Origin of the sequence: Vibrio sp. YQ_11, from assembly GCF_043103065.1 — a bacterium.
Taxonomy (GTDB): domain Bacteria; phylum Pseudomonadota; class Gammaproteobacteria; order Enterobacterales; family Vibrionaceae; genus Vibrio; species Vibrio parahaemolyticus.
Map to the genome: position 1 here is coordinate 193,621 of NZ_JBICJM010000049.1, position 21,192 is coordinate 214,812.

Annotated in this window: 15 protein-coding genes; 5 read left to right on the forward strand and 10 right to left on the reverse strand. The window is 45.7% G+C overall.

The window, feature by feature from the left end:
* Nucleotides 1-308 precede the first annotated feature (308 nt).
* On the forward strand, nucleotides 309-575 hold the full coding sequence (locus tag ACF8EG_RS21180; RefSeq protein WP_005459605.1) for a GrxA family glutaredoxin: 267 nt from the start codon (nucleotides 309-311) through the stop codon (nucleotides 573-575).
* Nucleotides 576-751: 176 nt separating this feature from the next.
* Nucleotides 752-2,434 (forward strand): aspartate:alanine antiporter, encoded by a 1,683-nt coding sequence (locus tag ACF8EG_RS21185; RefSeq protein ID WP_020840438.1) that lies wholly within the window; start codon nucleotides 752-754, stop codon nucleotides 2,432-2,434.
* Between the two features lie 84 nt (nucleotides 2,435-2,518).
* Here ACF8EG_RS21185 and fabV read toward each other — a convergent pair whose 3' ends face one another.
* The 8 genes from fabV to ACF8EG_RS21225 all read right to left on the reverse strand — a co-directional run bounded on the left by fabV (nucleotide 2,519) and on the right by ACF8EG_RS21225 (nucleotide 14,677).
* Nucleotides 2,519-3,721 (reverse strand): enoyl-ACP reductase FabV, encoded by a 1,203-nt coding sequence (fabV, locus tag ACF8EG_RS21190; protein WP_005462412.1) that lies wholly within the window; start codon nucleotides 3,719-3,721, stop codon nucleotides 2,519-2,521.
* Between the two features lie 176 nt (nucleotides 3,722-3,897).
* On the reverse strand, nucleotides 3,898-6,180 hold the full coding sequence (locus tag ACF8EG_RS21195) for an acyl-CoA dehydrogenase (protein ID WP_005495596.1): 2,283 nt from the start codon (nucleotides 6,178-6,180) through the stop codon (nucleotides 3,898-3,900).
* An 82-nt stretch (nucleotides 6,181-6,262) separates the two neighbouring features.
* A complete protein-coding gene (locus ACF8EG_RS21200; protein WP_005462382.1) occupies nucleotides 6,263-6,889 on the reverse strand; it encodes a TetR/AcrR family transcriptional regulator in 627 nt (208 codons plus the stop codon).
* 426 nt (nucleotides 6,890-7,315) lie between these two features.
* Nucleotides 7,316-8,467, reverse strand: coding sequence for a Na+/H+ antiporter NhaA (gene nhaA, locus ACF8EG_RS21205; RefSeq protein WP_005462393.1), 1,152 nt, complete (start codon nucleotides 8,465-8,467; stop codon nucleotides 7,316-7,318).
* A 330-nt stretch (nucleotides 8,468-8,797) separates the two neighbouring features.
* The gene (locus tag ACF8EG_RS21210) at nucleotides 8,798-9,883 is read right to left on the reverse strand and encodes a lipocalin-like domain-containing protein (protein ID WP_049877944.1); all 1,086 of its coding nucleotides are present in this window, start codon (nucleotides 9,881-9,883) and stop codon (nucleotides 8,798-8,800) included.
* A gap of 38 nt (nucleotides 9,884-9,921) precedes the next feature.
* The gene (locus tag ACF8EG_RS21215) at nucleotides 9,922-12,375 is read right to left on the reverse strand and encodes an ABC transporter permease (RefSeq protein ID WP_005462410.1); all 2,454 of its coding nucleotides are present in this window, start codon (nucleotides 12,373-12,375) and stop codon (nucleotides 9,922-9,924) included.
* The gene (locus tag ACF8EG_RS21220; RefSeq protein WP_005462397.1) at nucleotides 12,356-13,027 is read right to left on the reverse strand and encodes an ABC transporter ATP-binding protein; all 672 of its coding nucleotides are present in this window, start codon (nucleotides 13,025-13,027) and stop codon (nucleotides 12,356-12,358) included. The genes ACF8EG_RS21215 and ACF8EG_RS21220 overlap by 20 nt, the downstream gene beginning before the upstream one ends.
* Before the next feature lie 273 nt (nucleotides 13,028-13,300).
* The gene (locus ACF8EG_RS21225; RefSeq protein ID WP_069490510.1) at nucleotides 13,301-14,677 is read right to left on the reverse strand and encodes an MATE family efflux transporter; all 1,377 of its coding nucleotides are present in this window, start codon (nucleotides 14,675-14,677) and stop codon (nucleotides 13,301-13,303) included.
* A gap of 94 nt (nucleotides 14,678-14,771) precedes the next feature.
* On the opposite strand from ACF8EG_RS21225, the gene ACF8EG_RS21230 reads away from it, so the two are divergent.
* Nucleotides 14,772-16,250: a DUF2867 domain-containing protein gene (locus ACF8EG_RS21230; RefSeq protein ID WP_031817877.1), complete on the forward strand. Its 1,479-nt coding sequence runs from the start codon at nucleotides 14,772-14,774 to the stop codon at nucleotides 16,248-16,250.
* On the opposite strand, the gene ACF8EG_RS21235 is transcribed toward ACF8EG_RS21230, so the two are convergent.
* Both ACF8EG_RS21235 and ACF8EG_RS21240 read right to left on the reverse strand, forming a co-directional pair.
* Complete coding sequence (locus ACF8EG_RS21235; protein ID WP_020840431.1) at nucleotides 16,207-16,791, reverse strand: NapC/NirT family cytochrome c; 585 nt, start codon at nucleotides 16,789-16,791, stop codon at nucleotides 16,207-16,209. The two genes, ACF8EG_RS21230 and ACF8EG_RS21235, sit on opposite strands and share 44 nt — an antisense overlap.
* A 22-nt stretch (nucleotides 16,792-16,813) precedes the next feature.
* Nucleotides 16,814-17,437, reverse strand: a complete 624-nt coding sequence (locus ACF8EG_RS21240) for a c-type cytochrome (protein ID WP_050549506.1) — start codon at nucleotides 17,435-17,437, stop codon at nucleotides 16,814-16,816.
* Between the two features lie 452 nt (nucleotides 17,438-17,889).
* Between ACF8EG_RS21240 and ACF8EG_RS21245 the strand changes: the two genes are divergently transcribed.
* Together ACF8EG_RS21245 and ACF8EG_RS21250 are read left to right on the forward strand one after the other, a co-directional pair.
* On the forward strand, nucleotides 17,890-20,154 hold the full coding sequence (locus ACF8EG_RS21245) for an OmcA/MtrC family decaheme c-type cytochrome (RefSeq protein ID WP_069505057.1): 2,265 nt from the start codon (nucleotides 17,890-17,892) through the stop codon (nucleotides 20,152-20,154).
* 53 nt (nucleotides 20,155-20,207) lie between these two features.
* Entirely contained in the window at nucleotides 20,208-21,188 is a 981-nt protein-coding gene (locus tag ACF8EG_RS21250; protein ID WP_069505055.1) for a DmsE family decaheme c-type cytochrome, read from the forward strand.
* The last annotated feature ends 4 nt before the right edge of the window (nucleotides 21,189-21,192 follow it).

The window sequence follows — 21,192 nt, forward strand, 5'->3', positions numbered from 1 at the left end:
TTAAAAAAAGTTGACCCAATCCACCTTGCCATTAATAACCCTTCAAAAAGTATGTTTTTATGCGTCACTTCACATAGTTACCATGTCATTTTTAAGGTTTATTTTTGTCCGAGTAAGCTGTTATTTACGTCTTTTGGTTTAAAGCTCGTTTAGTTTTTATCCGATAGATTTCGCCTATAGATACAAGAGGTAATTGCTGCTTTATTTCCGTATCTGGATAAGGCATAGTTACTTCAACAAAAGAGAGCGCACCAAGCCTCTATGTTTGTACGCTTTCAAAAAAGAATAGATTTAGGAGAAATAAGAATATGTTCGTTGTTATTTTTGGTCGTCCTGCATGTCCTTACTGTGTTCGCGCTAAAGAACACGCAGAAACACTAAAAGCTAAACGTGATGACTTTAACTACCGTTACGTTGATATCCAAGCTGAAGGCATTTCTAAAGCAGACCTTGAGAAGACAGTTGGCAAACCAGTTGAAACTGTTCCTCAAATCTTCATCGACCAAGAACACATCGGTGGTTGTGACGATTTCGAAGCTTACGCGAAAGAGCACCTAGGTCTATTCGACGAGTAATAAGCATTAGATTTTTTAAAAGCCGCATCATGCGGCTTTTTTATTATTTTTCAGCTTGTTACTTCCCTAAGTCAACTAATAGCAAAACCTAAAAAAATTCACTTATCTTTTTGCTATATTTAGTTACAATTCGCAGTTCTAAACCTTTTTTGGCACACACTTTACCGAGCCACACAGTGAACATAGACGTCGTACAACTTCTCGATCAAAACCCCATTCTTCTAATCTTCGTCGTATTAGCCATTGGCCTTGCCATCGGAAAAATTCGCTTTGGAAACCTACAGTTAGGCAACTCTATAGGTGTTCTAATTACCTCGCTGATCATGGGTCATTTAGGCTTTTCCTTCAACGCAGAAGCGCTAACCATCGGCTTTATGCTCTTTATCTATTGCGTTGGCATAGAAGCTGGACCTAACTTTTTTGGCATCTTCTTCAGGGATGGTAAACACTACTTCATCCTCAGTATGACCGTGCTTGTCGCTGCAGTGAGCTTAACTTACGGTTTAAGCCACTACTTTGGCCTCGATTTCGGTCTTTCTGCCGGTATGATGGCAGGAGCATTGACGGCGACACCTGTTCTAGTTGGTGCTCAAGATGCTTTGAACTCAGGTCTTGCAACAATACCGCGCAATATGGATTTTTCTTTGGTATTAGAAAATCTATCCGTAGGTTACGCGATGGCTTATCTGATTGGTCTGATCAGCATGATCATGTTCGCTAAGTTGCTACCAAAGTTACAAAAGCAGAACCTTTCAGACTCTGCTCAACAAATCGCTCAAGAGCGTGGCCTTGGTAACTCAAGCCAGCGCAAAGTTTATCTACCTATTATTCGCGCATATCGAGTTGGCCCGGAGCTTATCGATTGGACAGACGGCAAAAACTTACGTGAACTTGGTATTTACCGCCAAACGGGTTGTTACATTGAGCGTATTCGCCGTAATGGTATTCTCGCCCACCCTGATGGTGATGCGATTTTGCAAGAAGGCGATGAAATAGCACTGGTAGGCTTCCCTGACAGCCACGCTCGTTTGGACCCAAGCTTCCGCAACGGTAAAGAAGTGTTCGACCGTAACCTTCTCGATCTGCGTATTGTGGAAGAAGAGATTGTCGTTAAGAGCGACGCGATTGCCGGCAAACGTCTATCTGATTTGAACCTGTCTGAGTTCGGTTGTTTCCTAAACCGTGTGGTTCGTGCACAAATCGAAATGCCAATGGATTTAGACATTGTTCTTGCCAAAGGTGATGTGCTTCAGGTGAGTGGTGAGAAGAGTCGTGTACATGGCCTTGCTGAGAAAATCGGTTTTATCTCGATCCACAGCCAAATGGCCGACTTATTGGCGTTCTGTAGCTTCTTTATTCTTGGCATTATGTTTGGCCTAGTGACCATGACATTTGGTCAAGTATCGTTTAGCTTAGGTAATGCAGTAGGCCTTTTGCTGTCAGGTATTACACTAGGCTTCCTTAGAGCCAACCACCCTACTTTCGGCTACGTACCGCAAGGCGCGTTAAACATGGTCAAAGACCTTGGTTTAATGTTCTTTATGGTTGGTATCGGTTTGAGTGCTGGTGGCAAGATGTTCGAGCACTTGACTCAAGTTGGCCCACAGGTGATCGGCCTTGCGTTTATTGTTAGTGTCGTGCCTGTTGTGCTTGCTTACCTTGTTGGCGCATACATTTTGAAGATGAACCGCGCATTGCTATTCGGGGCGATCATTGGCGCACGTACTTGTGCACCAGCGATGGATGTCGTAAACGAATACGCGAAATCGACTATCCCTGCTCTTGGTTATGCGGGTACTTATGCGATCGCCAACATCCTAATGACGCTAGCTGGTACGATTTTGATAATTCTGAGTTAACCGGTTTGAGTTTGATGAAACGGCCCAATCATCAAGTACAAAAAAGGCGCTCAATGAGCGCCTTTTGCATATCTTTCCAATCAATTAGATTTGAATGAAGTCTGTTTCTACAGCTGGGTTTACATCCGCCTCGTAATCAACACCTTCGACACCAAAACCGAATAGCTTCAAGAACTCTTCTTTGTACTCAACGTAGTCAGTTAGCTCTTTTAGGTTTTCAGTTGTAATTTGTGGCCATAGCTCACGACAGTGTTGTTGGATATCTTCACGCAGTTCCCAGTCATCCAGACGTAGACGATTCATATCATCCACTTCTGCTGCGCTGCCATCTTCTTTGTAAAGACGTTGGCTGAACATGCGGTAGATTTGCTCCATACAACCTTCGTGTACACCTTCTTCACGCATCTTCTTGAATACCATTGCGATGTAAAGAGGCATAACCGGAATTGCAGAGCTTGCTTGAGTAACAACTGACTTAAGTACAGCAACATTTGCGCTGCCGCCAGTTGCACCCAGTTTCTCGTTTAGTGCTTTTGCCGCACGGTCTAGGTCCATTTTAGCTTTACCTAGCGCGCCATCCCAGTAGATTGGCCACGTTAGTTCAGTACCGATGTAGCTGTAAGCGACTGTCTTACAACCTTCCGCTAATACACCAGCGTCAGAAAGTGCATTGATCCAAAGTTCCCAGTCTTCACCGCCCATTACGGTTACTGTGTCTTTGATTTCTTCTTCTGTCGCAGGCTCAACGCTTGCTTCAATGATTACGTCTTTGTTGGTATCAACCGCTGTCGATGTGTAAGTCTCACCGATAGGTTTAAGAGCTGAACGAATAAGCTCACCTGTTTCTGGCATTTTACGCACTGGTGAAGCCAGTGAGTAAACCACCATATCAACCTGACCTAGGTCTTCTTTGATCAGATCAATGGTTTTCTGTTTCGCTTCGTTTGAGAAAGCATCGCCGTTTAGGCTTTTCGCGTATAGGCCTTCTTCACGAGCAAGCTTTTCAAAAGCTGCCGCATTGTAGAAGCCTGCCGTACCAGGTTTCTTCTCTGTGCCTTCTTTTTCGAAGAACACACCGATAGTTGATGCGCCGCCACCAAATGCCGCAGCGATACGAGAAGATAGACCGTAGCCACTTGAAGCACCAACGACAAGAACGCGTTTAGGCGCGTTTTTGATTGGGCCTTGCGCTTTTGTGTAAGCAATTTGTTCTTTTACGTTAGCTTCACAACCAACTGGGTGCGTTGTAGTACAGATAAATCCACGAATTCTAGGTTTGATGATCATATTCAACTTCCTTTAAAAAACCTTGTTAGGATAAAAGTTTCGCTCGAAGTTCGCATCTAATTTCTGTAAAAATGCTTCGAAAATGCAAGTGGTTGGAGCACTATCTCTCCTTGTCATGAATAAAAGACACAAAAAAGCACCTCTAGGAGGTGCTTTTCATTACCAAGGTTCACTCATTAGGCTGCTGGATTCAAGTGTGATTTTTTCGGGCTATCAGTACGAACTTCAGAGAAATCATGACTGAAGTGGTCTACTTGAATAGCTTTGTAACGAAGTTGGTCAGCAGCAGTGATCTTTTCAACCTCTTGCTCTGTCAACACACCAGCGTCAAGTGCTTGCTGTAAGCGATCTTGCAGAAGACCTTTACGAGCCACTTTGCCATCTTTCGCTGCTTTCATTAGCTTACGCTCCAATGGTTTGACGTCATACATGGCTAGGAAGGCATTTTCCATCAAACCTACGCTATCATTTTCGGATTTGCCGATGTAACACAAGTGGGTTAAACGGTCACGCTGCACGCCTGGGGTCATCATGGCTTCAGCAATGCTGACACTTAACTCATCACTTGGTTTGTCGAAGTGATTCCCTAGTGGAAATAGCAAGCCTTTCAACACGCCACCAACATATTTCACTGGGAAGTTTGCGTACGCTTCATTCAGCGATTTAGCCGCGTTGTGCAAACAGTATTGGACAGCGTAATGCACGAAGTTTAAATCGCCTTGCTGACGCCCTTCATCTTCGTATTTTTTCAGCGTCGCGGATGCCATGTACAGGTAGCTCAAACCATCACCCAAACGTGCAGAAATCATCTCTTTACGCTTCAAGTCACCACCTAACGTCAACATGGCAAAATCGGCGCTTACTGCTAACGCTCGGCTCAGGCGGGTGATGTCTTTATAATAGCGCTGAGTTGGACCACTCATATTCGCTTTCACAAAGCGCGAGCCTGTTAGTGCTGCACCTAGCGCACCAAACGTATTCCCCATCGCATGACCAATATGTTTGAACAATAGAGAATCGAACTCTTTCGCACCCTGCTCTGAGTCTGGATTCGCCGCCGCTTCCATCTCTTTAAGCACATATGGATGACAACGTGTCGCACCTTGACCAAAGATCATCAAGTTACGCGTTAGGATATTTGCACCTTCAACTGTAATCGCAACAGGAATACCCAAGTAGTGTTTCGCAAGATAGTTCATTGGACCATCTTGAATCGCACGACCTGCGTGAATATCGAACGAGTCGTTCAAAATCGTACGTGCAATTTCAGTCATGTGGTATTTGGCAATAGCCGTAACAATGCCAGGTTTCTCTTTCATATCGAGAGAGGTAGTCGTCAACGTACGCGTTGCTTCCAAAAGATAAGTCAGACCGCCAATACGGCCCATCGCTTCTGCTACCCCTTCGAACTTACCGATAGACATACCAAACTGCTTACGTACGTATGCATAAGCGCCAGTGGTTCTGGTTGTCAGGTGGCCGATTGCAGTACCAAGTGCTGGCAGTGAAATACCGCGGCCAGCAGACAAACACTCAACCAACATACGCCAGCCTTTGCCCGCGTAATCTGAGCCACCGATGAGCCAATCCATTGGAATGAAAACATCTTCACCACGAGTCGGACCATTCATGAAAGCAGAACCAAGTGGATCGTGACGCTCACCAATTTCAACGCCGTCATGGTCAGCAGGAATGAGCGCACAAGTAATGCCTACGTCTTTCTTATCGCCGAGTAAACCGTCTGGGTCCTGCAGCTTGAAAGCTAGACCAAGAACAGTCGCAACAGGTGCAAGTGTGATGTAACGCTTGTTCCAGCTAACTCGAACACCAAGCACCTCTTCGCCATCGTGCATGCCGTAACACACCACACCCTGGTCAGGAATGCCGCCCGCATCTGAACCTGCTTCCGGTCCAGTCAAAGCAAAACAAGGAATGTCCGTACCATCAGCAAGACGTGGTAACCAGTAATCTTTTTGCTCCTGAGTGCCGTAGTGAGAAAGAAGCTCACCTGGACCCAACGAGTTAGGAACCATTACCGATACCGCAACACTAATACTGCGCGTTGCAATACGAGACACAATCGTTGAGTTTGCCAATGCAGAAAACTCACGGCCACCGTACTCTTTCGAGATAATCAGTGAGAAGAAACGTTCTTTGCGCAAGTATTCCCACACCTCCGGTGGCAAATCACGATCTTCTTTCACGATTTTTTGATCGTCTAACATGTCTAAGAGCGTTTCAAGTTCATTATCCATAAACGCTTGCTCTTCAGCAGTTAACGTCGGCGCTGGGTAATGGTGTAGCGTCGTAAAGTTTGGCTTGCCAGAAAACAACTCGGCATCCCACCATACACTACCGGCTTCCATCGCTTCTTTTTCTGTACTCGACAGCGGAGGAAGAACTTTCTTAAACACTTTAAATGCTGGGTCACTAATCCATTTTCTTCGTAGAGAGCTCATAGTTCAGATCCTTTTGTTCACGTCACCGCTTGCGGCTAATCCTTATTATTGGTTTCACTTTTTACTTGTCGTTATCGAGCGACTATTTCGCCGACATACCAGCGGACAAGTAAGGAATCAGTAAATCGACGACAGATTTCACATCGATTTCTTTTTCAAATTTGCTTTCTGCCAGCTCGGTCAAAGCTTGACTTGAGGCCATCGTAAATACACACGTTCCCAACGTGAAATGTAATCGCCAAAACAACAACTCTTCCGTCAACTCTGGGTTTGCTTTCATGATAGAGAAAGTAAACAAATTCAATACTTCTGAGTATCGAGTGCTGATAAACCAACGCAAATGACCTTGTACATCGGTGTAACCTCGACCAATCAACAACATAAATAGTGCTGTACCATTTGGTCTAACATCATTAAGTGTACGCAGCGGTAAACGTAATGATTCAAACACTTCGTCCATGTTGTAGCTTTCGCGGGTATTCAACTCAATGAGAGACGCCTTTATGCTCGGCATCAGTGCTTCAAGGTATCGGTCCAACACCGCGCGCACTAACGTCTTTTTGTCACCAAAGTGATAATTCACCGATGCAAGATTCACATTTGCTTTGCCTGTAATGGTTCTTAGCGACGTATCATTGAAACCATATTCAGCGAAAAGTCCTTCTGCGACATCGAGTATTTTTTCTTTTGTTGTGCTTCTCGGGGCCATTTTAATCACTCGTATTAAACAACTGTTTGAAAATATACTCCCGAAACTTTAGATTAACAAATGATTAACATCACATTTCCAGACATTGGTCGGACCACGAAGTAGATAAGCCACTTAAAAGAATGAATTTGAAACGAATAAATTTAGTGCAAAATTTTTTGAAAAAAAATGGAACTGTTCTGAAATAGCTCGGTCTGAATAGATGTAACAACTAGGGCATTTAAAGTTTCACTGGCCGTCAAACTTGTTTCAATCTAATTGTTACGTTGCTGCTTTTTTCTTATTAACTCCTATGTTTGTATCCGCCCAGTCAACTTTTCGGCTGGGCTTTTTTTCGCCTGTCGATCAGGCTTTATCTAACACTCTTCAAAAACAAAAAGCCTCCCAAGTGGGAGGCTTTGAGTTACAAATCAGTTAAATACGAAGTTAGTCTTGTGCTTTCTTTGGTAATGAGAAATGCAGTAGAGCGTAACCAAGTACCGCTGCAGTAGTTGAGCCCATCAAAATACCTAATCGAGCGTATGTATCAAACTCAGGGCTTACGTTACCGAACGCCAGTGAAGAGATAAAGATCGACATCGTAAAACCGATACCACATAACACTGATACCGCGAAGATATGCTTGAAGTTTATACCCTCTGGTAGCTTCGCAACGCCCAGTTTCACAGCTGCCCAGCTAAAGCTAAAGATGCCTAGAGGTTTACCAATCAATAGACCTAGTGCAATACCTAGAGGCAGCATTGAAGTTAGACCAGACATCGATACGCCTTCTAGCGAGATACCTGCGTTCGCAAATGCAAACAGAGGAAGAATACCAAATGCAACATAAGGGTGAAGAGCATGCTCCATGTGTTTCAGTGGAGAGTGTTCGCCCTGCTTTCCTTTCAGCGGAATCGCGAAACCGATCACTACACCTGCCAATGTTGCGTGCACACCAGACTTAAGTACAGCAAACCACAGAATCGCACCCACAATCATGTACGGTGTTAGCTTGGTGACTTCTTTCGCGTTCAACATGAACAGTACACCTGTCATGACGAAGCCGACAAGCAATGCCATTGAAGAAAGATCACCGGTGTAGAACAGAGCAATGATGACTACAACACCTAAGTCGTCAATGATCGCAAGAGCCAACAAAAATACTTTTAGACTCACTGGTACGCGCTTACCAAGTAACGCCATGATACCCAGAGCAAATGCAATGTCTGTCGCCGCAGGAATTGCCCAACCAGAGATCGCTTCAGGGTCATTTGCATTAAAAGCAACGTAAATAAGTGCCGGAGCCAACATACCACCGACCGCAGCAATTGCAGGGAAGATGGCAGTTTCTTTCGATTTTAGCGCGCCTTCAAGCAGCTCGCGCTTTACTTCAAGGCCAATAAGTAGGAAGAACACTGCCATCAGGCCGTCGTTGATCCAGTGAGAAACAGACATACCAAATACATAAGTATGCAGTAGAGATTGATAAGTTTCGCCCAGTGGTGAGTTTGCAATGGTCATCGCAATTGCCGCTGCAATCACGAGAAGAATACCACCTGCGGATTCCATTTTGAAAAAGTCACGGATGACATCGTTCATGGTTTCGTCCTTATATTTATTATCTTAATAAACGATTAACAAAGAATGATAAGAGTGTATAGCTGCAGAAAATTTTAGAATAATCGCTTGTTCAGAGTATAAACTTCGATTTTTCCGAGGTTATCTTCATTACTCATCGTATTTTTCAACAAACTATTGAGACGAAGTAAGCCTTCTCGCCTCCTCTTATCTATCCAGTTATTAACCAAGATCGTTATTAAAGTAGCATAAGATGATGTCTCACTTCACGGTAAGTCTGTGATTTTTTAGACAGAACTAACGTGCTTCAGACACAAAAAAGCCACTTTGCTAAGTGGCTTTCGATAGATTTTAGTAGCCGGTGAGCTGCATAAAGCCCCACGCCTCGTTGGAGCCAGAAGCCAAGATTGGGCCTTCCCAGTAAGGAATAACAAATGGCAACCACATATCGGATTTTATGATACGAGTCGTCAAATTAATTTTGTGTTCAGGTACATTGATGATCCATTGCAACGGTAAACGTCTGCCATTCGACAGGCTTGTTACCTGCATTGGCGTAATCGAGACCTCTTTCTCTGATAGATTGACCACTTTTCCCGAACGGGTCGATAGCGTACCAAAAATATGAGGCGTCTGACCGTGATGACGGTAACGACTAACCGTTAACGCACGTCCATCATCCAAGTTAAAGACAAACCAATCCCAACCTTGTTGGCCTTGGCCGATTAAGCCACTGCCCCATTCTTTTTGCGTCCAGGCTGAGCCTGTTACGGGGATGAGGCGGCCATTTAAGTTCAATGTACCTTTTACATTAAGAAACGGTGCGCTAAAGCTAAACGACGCCACAGATTGCAGTGCATGTTTAACTTGAAAGCCTTTGTCTCCATTTACCACAAACGGCCCGCTTGTCATGGTATTCAGTTCGAGTCCGAATGTGTCCGTTGTAACATTGAGGTTGCCTGGAAATGGTGTAGAGCCTAATGAGCGCCAAGTCCAGTTATCTATCCATAAACGGAATGGTCGGTTTGTCATGCCAGCTTGACCAATACCACCGCGCGCAACACGCTGTTCTTTCCACACATGCGAACCATGGCCCACGACAACATGTGAAATGTACAGTTGCGGGTTTTGCCAACCGCTGGTTTCTCGTTCATCGGTGGCGACGCGAAAATAGCTCCACTGCACGTTGTAAGTGCGACCTTGCTTATCTTGCAGCTTCGCAAAGTAGTTCCACCATTCATGTTGATATTCAGGATGGAAGCGAAAGTCTGAAGGCAATGAGACATGCTCGTCCGGTAAAACGGGCTCAAAAATGGTTTTATTTTCTCGCGTCAGTACCGAATTGATTTCATTTTCTTGGGTAGCAGTAGGCTCTAGCCAAAACGTTGAATACAACGTCGCTCCAGTCAACATGGCAAAAACGACAACGATCAGCATCGAAGCAAAAACGCGCTTTTTAGAGTTTTGTTTTTCCACTACAACGCATCCCTCAACGACTTCATTGGCGTACTCTTAATCATTCGAATTACGGGTAACGCCCCGGCGATCATAATCGCGAGCATTGCCCAAGCGATAGTTTGTGCATATTCCCAAGGAATGGTTTGCAGTTCGAGTGACCAACCAAAAGATTGTTTAATGATGATATCAACAATTAGGTGGGCCAAGGCCAATCCTAACGGTACTGCTATAATCGCAGAAATGGCACCAAAGGCGAACAGTTGTAAGCCCCCTAGGGCAACCAACTCTTTGCCAGAAACACCCATGCATCTCAGCAGCGAGAAGTGTCTTTGACGAGAGAGTTCTCCTGCTAGGGTTGCAAAGAAAAGACCAAATACAGCAATGATAAGAGTAATGTTGCCTAGCGTGCCAGCGATGGCGAACGTGTGATCAAATACTCTCATGGCTTGATTGTAGATATTGCTGTTGTCGAATACGCGGTCTTGTGGCAATCGGAAGACATTTTCTAAACGATTCTTCAACCCTTCTCCATTCACGCTGTCTTTCAGCAATACGCCTAACCCTACGTTGCCCGTTCCGGCAAACGCATAAAGCCAGTTTCGATGTGACATCATCACTTGGTTGTATGGGTTGCCATAATCGTAGTACACACCCACGACTTGCCAACCTTCACCCAGTGGCGCTTGCAGATCAATGTAATCGCCCGGACGAATATCCAGTTTGAGAGCCATAGATTCACTGACCATCAAGCTCTTAGTTTGATGCAGCTGATACCAGTAGTTTGGAACACCGAGCTTAACCGTTAACGAATCTAGCTCCCCTTCAGAAGGGCCTGTGCTGACCACTTGCAAAGCGCCATGCTCGGTAGGAACATCTTTTTCCCAGCGCCACCAAACCGATTCAACTTCTGGCTGATCTTGTAACCATGCGCTCATTCGCCCAGCCGAGTTGTTTGTTGGATAAATATAGATATCTGCGGCCAAGCGTTGGCTTAACCATTTGTCAGTGGTGTCTCTAAAGCTACCCACCATGGTCTCAACACCAATATTCGCAGCGAGTGCTAACATAAACGCCATCGTTGCGACACCACGATAGCTCATACTTGCCGCCGCATCAGCAAAGAACCAACGCACACGAACCCAGCGTAACGTGTATGAGAAGCTTTGGAACATGTGCCACATCAAAAATGGCATGAATAGAGCCACACTCACCAACATCAATGCGATAATGGCAAAACCCGTCTCTTGCGTTTTAGGTGCTTGGTAAACCGCAACCGCGGCTACACAGAAAGCACATGCCGCCAATGCTTGCCAAGAAAACTCTCTTCCTGCAAAGCGCATTAACGATAAACGCGAAGACAAACGAATTGGTTGCGATTTCAACAATCGAATCAGTGGCCACAAACAGGAAATCAGAGCGCCCATCGCCGACATAATCAAACTGTATAAGCTCGACTGCCACGACCAACCGATAGTAAGACCAACGTTGGCGTCATATAGATCGCTCAAACTGGAAGATACTGCAGGGATCAACTCGTTCGCCAACATGAGTCCAAAGAAGTTACCGCAAGCCCAAGCGACCAAAACGAGTATCGAGAGCTCAAGTAATAGCGCTTGCGCCAATTGGGTTCCATTCACACCGGTTTGACGCAAAATGCCGACTAATCGCTGACGCTGAATAAAAGACAATGACATCGCTTGATAGAAGATGAACAGTCCAACCAAAAACGACAACATCCCCATCGCAGTTAGGTTCATGTGGAATGCTTTGGTCAAAGATTCAAGCTCAGTACGAGTGTTTCGTACCAAGGTCATGCCATTTGGCAGTATGTTTTTTAATGCGATCAGTTTTTCTTCTGGCATCTCGCCACATGAAATCGCTGAAAGACCCGAGCTTCGCTTCAACATTCTTAATAAAGAAATGTCGGTAACTAAACGTGTACCTGATAAGAGCTTGTTTTGATCCACTTGAACAGGGCCAAGACGGCTGCCGTCATTCAACTCAATAAAGTCGCCGTCTTGCCAGTTCATGTAAGACGCCAAATCTTGACTGATCAAGATCGGATACGGCGGCTTCATCAAGGAGAGAACAGGCATCTCATTAAGTGACTTGCCGTGCTGAAGAGGGATCATTGCGACAGGATCGATGCCAACGAGCATCAAGTTCATGTCCGTTTTGGCATCCAGATGAAGGACGTCAAAAGGCGCGCATTGATTGAAACCAGCGCGGCGCAACTGAATGTAAAATCCTTGAGGAATTTTATTTGCAGAATGTTTGGTACGAATTCGGTAAGGAAGTGGGTTTGAGAAAAGCTTCTCACCTGTTTCGTAACTCTGCTTCGCATGTTGGTTGATAGAAGTAACACCAACGAGAAGCGAAACACCAAGCGTTAAGCCTAACCAGACGAGAATAATTTGCAGTGGGTAACGACGGTAATGACCGAGTAGTGCCTTAACTACGGGCCATAACATGCAGTTGCCCTCCTTGAAGACGAATTTTCCCTTCCATGTGTGCCGCAACTTTCTCACTGTGCGTCACTAATAACAAGGTACAGTCCAATTGGCGTGCAAGACTGGTCAGTAAACGCATTACCGCTTCCGCATTTCGCTCATCCAAACTTCCCGTTGGTTCATCGGCAAGCAGAATTTTGGGTTCCATGTACAACGCGCGCGCAATCGCAGCACGTTGTTGCTGGCCACCCGACACTTCTTCTGGATAGCGTCCTAATAAAGGCATGAGATCCAGAGCCGAAAGAATTTGACGCCAGAGACCTTTATCTTCCGGTAACCCTTTTAGTTGACGGCAAAAACGGATGTTATCGGCGATGTTCAAAGTAGGAAGGAGGTTGAATTGTTGGAAAATGTTACCAATATTGTTGCGGCGGTAGAGCGTTCTTAAGTGTTCTGGAGCATCGTGCATCGCAAAATTTGGAAACTGAACCTCGCCTGAATCAGCGGTATCTAAACCAGCAATGACGTTTAGCAACGTACTTTTACCAGAACCACTTTCCCCCATCAGAGCGACTTGCTCACCTTGCTGTAATGTTAATTCTGCCCCTTGTAGCACAGGATGAAACTCTCCCCCGTCTACATAGCCTTTACATAGGTCTGACAGTTTTAACATTGATTTTGCCGCTCAAATGGTGTTTAAAAATTGGGATCAGAATCTACACTAAAATCCTGTTAGTAGGAAGTATTTTGAATGCTTGATCACACTATGAGAGTACAAATGCAACTCGATTCACTTTCTACAACAGATTTTGTTGACGTTATAAGCAGATTTTTGCAGCAATTTTTCTAGCTATAGCAAGCAAAAAACTTGAAACGACTGCAAAATGCGAAATATAAGCAAACTATGAACGAGATTTATTAGAAACTTCAACCAACTTCAATATCGCTACTTTTCAATTAAGTTTTTCATCCACTTTTTGCTCTTCATTCGAGGCAAACAGATACACCACTTCACTACCTCTTCAGTGAAGAAAAGTAGATACACCCACTGTGGCTCCCACCCCAAATATATCGCTGCAAACGCAGCGAGCGGAATACCGATTATCCATTGAGCAAACACATCTTGATACAGGCAGAATTTCACATCTCCACCAGCACGAAGAACCCCCACAATGACCATCATAGGCACTGAGCGCAATATGACTCCAAGTGCCAGAATCACCATGAACTGCTCTGCCAAATGACGAGTCTCGGCGCTCAATGCACTGAACGCATCGAGTATGAGCTGATTGGTGAAAAATAGAAGTACCGCAACACCGAAAGCAATTAGAACATTCAAGATTACCGTCGCCCAAGCTTGGTAATACACTGGTTCAAAGTTTTTCGCGCCGAGTTGGTTACCCACTAAAACCGCAGCCGCGTTCGATAGGCCAATCATCATAGCGAGAGCAATCGACTCAACGGGTGTCATCACCGACAACGCTGCCAAACCTTGCACGCCTGCTTGTCCCATGATCGCGTGGTAAGCAAACAGCCCTCCAGCCCAAGCGAGAAAGTTGAACGTCGTGGGTAAAGATAAGCTAAGAAAACGAGTGATTTTGTCCAACACTAAGCTGGCACGAATATCGCCCCAACCAAAGGCGATAATGTGTTTTTTCAACCACAAATAACCAAATAAGCAACCAACTTCAATGGCTCCACTGATCACCGTTGCAATTGCTGCACCGGTAATACCAAGGGCAGGAAAGCCTAGGTGACCGAAAATCAACACCCAGTTTAAAAACACGTTAGAGAGAATACCGATGCCGCTAAAGAAAGTACTCAACCCTGGTTGATGCATAGCACGTAATCCCACCGCCATACTGGCAACACACGCCACTGCGAACATACTGGCTGATGAAATTACCAAGTAGCTTGACCCAAGCTCAATCACCTCTTGGGAATCCGTGGTCAAGCCCATGATTGGCTGCGGAAAAAAGACGAATAAACAAACGGCCAGCGCGGCAAACACCATCGCAATCATCCAAGTCAGCGACGTACTTTGTCTTACGCCAATTTTGTCTCCCGCTCCCCAGTACTGCGCGGTAAGCAGTGCGCCACCCGTGGTCACCCCAACTAACATGATGGTGGTAACAAACGTCGCTCGAGCTGCGACTCCCACAGCGGCAATTTCGGCTTCACCAAGTTGCCCTAGCATCAATACATCGACTAGGCTTCGGCTGGAAAACATAATGCTTTGCAGCGTGATGGGAAGTGCTATTGCGAACAGTCGACGCAAAAAGGCTTTATCTGCGTGAGTTGAAAGTTGAGATAGAAAAGTCACGAGCACTCCAACGACAACTTATTGATAGAATGGGAAAAGTGTCTCATGATTATACCCAGCGGTGATTTTTCCACCAGCAATAAAAGGACGGATAATGAAAAAGGTGTTGGTATTAGGTGCCTCTGGTTACATTGGTTCTCAGCTTCTTCCTCAACTGCTCGACAAAGGTTACAGCGTAACCGCGACGTCTCGACATATTGATTATTTGGAATCTAGAACCAGCCCACATCCCAACCTCACACTGACTTACTTAGACTTGGCGGACGCAGAAAGTACACTTTCATTAGTTGATGACTTTGATTTGGTGTTCTTTCTGGTGCACGGCATGGCACAAGGTGATGATTTTGTTGAATACGAATTGAACCTTGCTTTGAACTTTAAATACGCATTAGAGCAAAGCCGTGTCAAACATGTTATTTATTTAAGTGCCATCCAACCACAAACTGGAAACTCGCGCCATTTAGCCGCTCGTAAAGCCACTGGAAAGATCATTCGACAATCCGGTGTTCCGGTGACAGAGTTACGTGCTGGTGTCATCATTGGTCCTGGCTCCGCCGCTTTCGAGATCATGCGAGATTTTGTCTACAACTTACCTATTTTGATTGCGCCTAAATGGGTCGACTCAAAAGCCAACCCCATCGCCCTACCCAACCTCAATCACTATTTATTGCAGTTGGCCGAAGCATCCCCCCCAGAAGAAAGCCAAATTTATGAAGTTGGAGGGCCAGATACACTCAGCTACCGCGAGCAATTTAAAATCATTTGCCGAATCACCAACAAGCCTTATCGGCTGTGGTCGACACCGTTGCTTACCCCCAAAATGGCATCGTACTGGCTCGGCTTGGTCACCTCTGTGCCAGCAAACATCGGCAAAGCATTACTCGCGGGGTTAGAGCATGACTACATCGCCGATTCCAAAGCGATTGAAGCACGATTTCCGCAAACGCTGATCAGCTACGAGCAAGCGGTATCCGACACCATCCAAGATGAAGGCACGTTTGTGCGCAGTAATGTTTGGGGCTTTGAGCCAGCGGCACTTCGTCGATGGCAACCGGGGTATGGCTACTACCCTAAACAAGCCGGTGCGAGCATAAAAACTCAAGCCTCCGCTGCGGCATTATGGAAAGTGGCTCAAAAAATCGGGAGTCGTGAAAAAGGCTATTACTTTGCCAACATTTTGTGGCGCACACGTGAATGGCTCGACATCTTTTTTGGTGGTGGGAAACCGATTCGCGTTTCTCCTCCGGGGCCGGAGCTCAAAGTCGGCGATTATATAGACTCTTGGAAAGTGATTCGCTGCGAGGAAAATCAGTTCCTCTCCCTGTTTTTTGGGATGAAAGGCCCAGGGCTTGGACGTTTAGAAATTACCATCAAAGACCATGGTGATGAACGAGAACTGGATATCACCGCTTGGTGGCACCCACAGGGATTTCTCGGGCTGCTTTACTGGTTTGCCATGATGCCAGCCCATCTATTCATATTCAAAGGCATGGTCAAAGCCATCGCGAAAGAAGCCGAAAGTATCAGTATTACTCCTCAGGAGGAACAGTCTCTGGAGAATCTAGAGAAATAGGCAGGTGATGAGCAATCCCCGCATGGCAATCAATGCACGATTGCTCTCGACTTTCCATCATCTGATGTCGACGCGCAACGGTTCGTCCTTGCGCTTCGAAATCCATCTTGTCAACGGAATGGCAATATCGACACTGTTTTGATTTATTCTCGATAAACTGCTGTGTGACTTCAGCAGCCAACCTCGGGCGATGCTCCGCCTCGAAGTTCTCAAGTGTAATGTCACCAGTCAGTTTGTGATAGATGTCGGCTGTAGCGCCTATTTTCAATGCGATTTTAGCAAAAAACTCCCTAGGGACATGGCAATCACTGCACGTAGCGGCAACCACACCCTGAGCATTTTTGAAGTGTGGGGATGCTTGGTACTCCTCAACTATCGTATCCATCCCAATATGGCAACTGTAACAAAACTCGTTGCTATTGGTGTAATCCATACCAAAGTGAAAAACACTGATTGCCGCACCACCAAGGATAAACGCCAATAAGCCACCAATTGGTATGCCGAGCATCCATTTTCTGTTTGGTTTACGCCATAAACTCATTGGTGTTCATCCCAAAGCAGCGCTAGCGGTAACTCGCATAGTATTCTATGAGCGCGTTTAAATCATCGGAACTAAGTCCTTTGAACGCCTCATCCATTTTTTTATCAACGGAGCGTTTGCCTTGCTTAAACTGTTGCAACGTAGTGGCGAGATAGCCCTTCTGCTGACCAGCTAAAATCGAAGCTTCATCCAGAGCGTTACTGCCACCATCCGAATGACAGTTCTCGCAGCTTTTCGCGTGGATAGCCTTACCTTTCATCGCTAACGCTTGATCAAAAGACTGCTTAGCAGGCACAAACTCAAGCCCAGCATAATGTTTTGCTAACTCTTCAATCTGCGCTTCAGATAAAGATTTGACTATCGTCACCATGTCGCCTTTTTGGCTCGTGTCTCCGTATACGTGATTAACCGAAGCTGAGGGTCTGCCTTCAAGGTAACGCAACATCTGGTCGAAAAAGTTGAACTCGGGAATCCCTGCGATGGTCGGAATATTCGTTTCTGAGCTAACACCGTTTGGTCCATGACAAGCTTCACATTCATGTTGTGAAATTAGCTCACTTGGTGACGCTAAACTGTGGGAGGCCAAAACTGAGCTAATGGCTAACACCGAGGAGAATTTTAGAGATAATTTAATTAGTTGGTGCATATTAGACTGACTCCGTAGTAATTACCTTTGTTAATCAAAACCAGACAGCGAATAAACGATAAGAAAATCATTTTATAAACGCGACTTAAAACCAACGATATCCAAGATAAAAATATTAAGCCGTCAACCATTTAAAGTAGCGTAGTTCAATACCCTTACTTTTTCTGCACCGACCTCTTCAAGAACAACAAACCTCAATGCAAACAATTGATTTAAAAACACAATAATTTAAAACCCAAAATTCACGCATAGAAAAAGCGGTTTATTTTAATAATATTTCATATTGCGTCTATACTCTTACAAGCCATGTATTTCGATTTATTCAAGCGATGTAAATATGGATATTTTGCTTTTGGCTTGAATACAAAATTAATATTTCAATCAATTGTTTATTGAAATATTTAACCATTCCAACGCATTCCCACTTACTTTAGGACGAATCGAGAGGGACTATGAACGGTTTAAAGTCGATCGCTACATTAATATTTTTTATTTTACTGCTCACCGGATGTGGTCCAGACAGCAAAAACGATCAAAATACACCACCACCTGCACTTGGTGATTTCGAGGTCAGTGTTTCCGAGCCATCATTGGTCACTCAAGAAACCGGAGAAACCAAACTGGTGGTCGATTTTACCGTCAAAGACGGCAGTGGCAGATCTCATGAGCTAGACGAAACGAAAGATTTTCGCATCGCACTTCTTAAAGCAATGCCCTCTCGTGTCGATACACAAAATTCGAGCGATCCAGCCTTTGCGTTCAATGGGCGTCATGGCAATACCTATTGGAAGAGTTTCCATCACTCAAGTAACACCGCAAATAACCGTGCCAGCATGGAGAGTGTTTGGGATGGAACACTAGTAAAAACAGACGGGGGATATCGCTACACGTTTGCCATTCCTGACGTTTTGAAAGTGCCCGATCCTTATACTGCCGACTCTTCTAGCAACAATGGTTTTATCGCTTGGGATGCGGATAAACTCCACCGAATCGTCATGGCGTATGGCGAGCAAGGCAATGGTTTTACCTACGTGTTTGAATGGGTGCCGCAAGAAAGTTCAGATACGGCTGTCTCCCGCAATGTGATTGAAACAGGCACCTGCGAAAACTGTCATATGGGCGAACCGCTTCATCATGGACCCGGCTATCGCTCAATTGATAACAACATTGCCGTTTGTACCGCTTGCCACAATGACAGTAATCCTGGCGCTGCGCCAGCCAGACGCCCTCTCGCTGCCGTTGTTCATCAATACCACGGTAATGTTTTCAAATTAGGTAGCGACAGAAATAACACCGACACTTACAAACAGCCTGTCGACGAGAATGACGTGCTCGTTACCGACATCAATGGTTTAGTCATTGAAGGCAACCCTTTCCCGCAAGATGCCCGCAACTGTACAACCTGCCATTCAACCGATGTCGCGAAAGCATCAGACGCCAACAATTGGTTTGAACACCCAAGCCAAGTTGCCTGTGAGACCTGTCACTTGTACAGAGACAGAGGCGCGCATGATAACCAAGTCGGTACGGCTTGGGTAAGAAACGGCGAGCCACAAAACTCCTGCTCGGGCTGTCACCGACCTTATGACCGAGATGACAATGGCGATCCAATCATCGGCCAAGACGCAAGCCGAAGTGCTAAAACGGTTCACGTAATGCGTTTAGAGAATCTTGCAAAAGCGCGTGATTCGCTTGAAATCAACGTTGAAAGCGCGCGATTTATTGATGACCAGTTTGAGGTTGAACTAAGAGTGTCGAAAGCGGGCTCAGGTATTGGCTCCATCAACGAACTGACCCCTTTCATTAATGAACATGGGCACCTCAATTTGTTGCTGAACTGGGATAACGGCCAAGGCCCGATGGTCGCAAACAACAGTCTCAACGTCGCCGATGATGGCGCACTTGGTGACGGCTGTGAGGCTCAAGGAGAAGGCCTATTCTTGTGTCATAAAGACTTCACTGACGCTGTGATCAAGCCAACCTCCAACTCTACGTTGACGGTTAACATCGCCGACATGCCACTTTGCGCCAACCGTAGAGATGGCGAGCTCGCCGAATGCGTCACGTTTGAAGGCATCGATCTTATCAAATCGCCTTTCGTCATTGCCGCCAATAACGCATCCGGCTCGTTTGATTTGTCTGGTATCAACAAGCAACACAAACTGCCAGTGGGCGCGGACATTTCATCGTGTAACGATTGTCACAAAGAGCTGACTATCCATAAGCTTGGTGAGCATCCACATGCCGCCACCGACTTCCAACAATGTAAAAATTGCCATAACTCTGAACGTTCTGCGTTTTATCCTGGAATGGCGGCTGATCTAAAGTACCACGTGCACTCATTCCACACCTTTGGCTCCGCTCATAGCGGTGAAGCTTCTTTCCCTGGCGCAGTCAACAACTGTGAGGCCTGCCATACCAATGCTCAATACAACTTACCTAGCCAACAAAATACGCGCCCTTCTCTGGCAAGTGGTAAGTACTTTAGTCCTGCGTTAGTCGCCTGTGGCGCGTGTCACCTAGAGTCATCTTTAGCTAATGCTGACCCGGATTCCGTGGCAGGAGATGCGCCTCTGAACCATATGCTGAATCACGGCGCGGTATTTGGAGCAGACACAGCAGCACAAGCAACGGGCTCCGAACAATGTGCAACTTGCCATGCTATTGGTCAGTCACAAGGGGTAGATAAGGTTCACAAGGTATACGACTACCGTTGAATTCGTCATTGAACACAATGCTTTGACAATTAAGGACAAGAAAAGGAAGAGCTATGAAAGCAATGTTTCTGCGGTGGTTGGTAGCTGGGATGCTTGGGTTAGGCGTCATCTTCACCGTCAGTTCGGAAGATGTCGCCAAGCCAGAACCCGAAGCGGCAACGTTAACTCAAAAAGAAATTGAAACCATATTAGACACCAAGTTTTCCGAGGGTAAATATTCACGCCGCGGACCAGATGGCTGCCTTCGTTGCCATGACGAAACATCAGATAAACCTGCAACGGGTATTTTCGATAACATTCATGGCAAGTCCGCAAACCTGCATGGGCCAATGAATGATAAACAGTGTGAAGCATGCCATGGCCCAGTAAACAATCACGAGCGCAATCCACGAAAAGGACAAGTTCGTGAACCGATGATCACTTTTGGGCCAAACTCCCCTGTTCCGGCCGAAAAGCAAAACAGCGTGTGTTTATCTTGTCACCAAGATGCGAAACGCTCGACTTGGCATAGTAGCGAGCACGCTTTTGAAGGGCTGTCTTGTGCAAGCTGTCACCAACTGCATCAAAAAGACGATCCGATGATGGTTGCCGAAATGCAAGCAGACAAATGCATCGATTGTCACTCCCGCACCAAATCGGATATCCACAAACGCAGTCGTCATCCTATCATTGACGGCGTCATGACTTGTTCTAGCTGCCACAATCCACATCAGACATTAAATGAAGCGAGCCTGAACTGGTCAACCGTCAATAACGCTTGTTACGAGTGTCATGCGGAAAAACGCGGCCCATTCTTATGGGAGCATGAGCCGGTAACTGAAGATTGCACATCCTGCCACACACCTCATGGTTCAGTGAACAAAGCCCTGCTCAATAAACGGCTGCCAATGCTATGTCAGGAATGTCACCGTGTGCCACATGCAAACGTAGCCATTCCTGAAAACGACTTGAGAGTGCGTGGCGGAAGTTGTTTAAACTGCCACAATCAAGTGCATGGCTCTAACCACCCACGTGGTCAAACATTAAGTTATTAGGAGG